This is a genomic window from Pseudomonas sp. BAY1663 (assembly GCF_000582595.1).
Classification (GTDB): domain Bacteria; phylum Pseudomonadota; class Gammaproteobacteria; order Pseudomonadales; family Pseudomonadaceae; genus Stutzerimonas; species Stutzerimonas stutzeri_AF.
On sequence record NZ_AZSV01000187.1, the window covers coordinates 1 to 1,703 of the forward strand.

General features: G+C 68.4%; 3 protein-coding genes. All 3 read right to left on the bottom strand.

The genetic code is table 11. The features are described 5' to 3' along the window. Positions 1 to 402, bottom strand: a 402-nt coding sequence (locus BAY1663_RS22635; RefSeq protein ID WP_037045354.1) for a HupE/UreJ family protein, incomplete at its 3' end; no start/stop codon positions are given. Between the two features lie 155 nt (positions 403 to 557). Then, positions 558 to 1,172: an urease accessory protein UreG gene (ureG, locus tag BAY1663_RS22640; protein WP_037045356.1), complete on the bottom strand. Its 615-nt coding sequence runs from the start codon at positions 1,170 to 1,172 to the stop codon at positions 558 to 560. 270 nt (positions 1,173 to 1,442) lie between these two features. Then, positions 1,443 to 1,703 (bottom strand): urease accessory protein UreF (locus BAY1663_RS22645; RefSeq protein WP_037045358.1); only part of this gene is annotated, 261 nt, incomplete at its 5' end.

A 1,703-nucleotide genomic window follows, 5' to 3' on the forward strand; every position in this document is an offset into this window, starting at 1 on the left:
TTCCAGGCCGTGGGCGACGCCATGGCCGAGGGCGAACAGCGCGGTCAGCGCCGCCGCGATCGCCAGCGGCGGGCGTACCGCCAGCGCCACCAGCAGCCCCAGGGCCAGCACCGAGCCGGCGATGCCGGTTTCCATCAGCGGCATCTCGAGACCGGCGAAGCCGAACAGGCCGCCGAGCAGCATGGTCGCGACGAAGGTCAGCGGCAGCGCCCAGCGCGCCTTGCCCTGCTGCTGCGCAGCCCAGAGCCCGACCGCGAGCATCGCCAGCAGGTGGTCGAGGCCGAATACCGGGTGGGCGATGCCGGACAGCAGGCCGGCATGGTCATGGCCGGCATGGGCGAAGGCCAGGGCCGGGCTGAGCAGCAGTGCGCAGGCGAAGGCGAGTTTTCTGTGCAGATTCATGCGGTGTTCCTCTGGTTTGGCATGGCGGTCGCGAATCGTCGAAGGCCATTGGCGACGGTCGGATTTGTGGTGTGCCGTTGCAGGCGCCGGGTCCTTGCTGGCGCCGGCCTGCGCGTCTTTCGCGAGCAGGCTCGTTCCTGCAGGCCTGATTCCGCTCAGGCGGCGTTGAGCATTCCCTGTTTCTCGATGAAGGCGATGATCTCGTCGAGGCCCTGGCCGACCTTCTGGTTGCTGAACACGAAGGGCTTGTCGCCGCGCATCTTGCGCGCGTCGCGCTCCATCACTTCCAGCGAAGCGCCGACCATGGGCGCCAGGTCGATCTTGTTGATCACCAGCAGGTCGGACTTGCAGATGCCCGGGCCGCCCTTGCGCGGCAGCTTGTCGCCGGCGGAGACATCGATCACGTAGAGGGTCAGGTCGGAGAGTTCCGGGCTGAAGGTGGCCGAGAGGTTGTCGCCGCCGGATTCGACGATGATCAGGTCGAGCCCGGGAAAACGGCGGTTGAGCTGCTCCACCGCCTCGAGATTGATCGAGGCGTCCTCGCGGATCGCCGTGTGCGGGCAGCCGCCGGTTTCCACGCCGATGATGCGCTCGGGCGCCAGGGCCTCGTTGCGCACCAGGAACTGGGCGTCCTCCTGGGTATAGATGTCGTTGGTCACCACGGCGAGGTTGTAGCGCTCGCGCAGTGCCTGGCACAGCGCCAGGGTCAGGGCGGTCTTGCCGGAGCCGACCGGCCCGCCGATGCCGACGCGCAGGGGTTGGGTGGTCATGGTTGGTTTCCTCTTGACGAAAGCGGGTAGTCGGGCACAGGCCCGGCGTAGATGGCTGCATCGCTCGAGCATGGGGCGAGCTGGCTGGTGAACGGGGTTGGCATCGGGCCGGGCGATGGGCAGGCCTGTAGGAGCAGGCCATGCCTGCGAACGAAACCCGTACACCGGGTGGCCGTCTTTCGCGGGCATGGCCCGCTCCTACGAAGGCCATGCACCAGCGTATGCCTACAGACGACGTGCACGATCCCATGGCGAGGCTGGAAAAGGCCCTCACGATCTGAACAACCGGCTGTACTGCCGCTCGTGCGCCATGCTGGTCAGCGCCAGCCCGAACGGCGCGCTGCCCCAGGCCTCTTCCGGCAGCTCGCGGGCCTCCCGCTGCGCCTGGTCGAGGACCGGCAGCAGTTGCGAGGTCAGCCGCTGCGCGGCCTGCTGGCCCAGCGGCAGGGTCTTCATCAGCACCGCCAGCTGGTTTTCCAGCCAGCCCCAGAGCCAGGCGGCCAGCGCCTCGGCGGGGGCGATGTGCCAGGC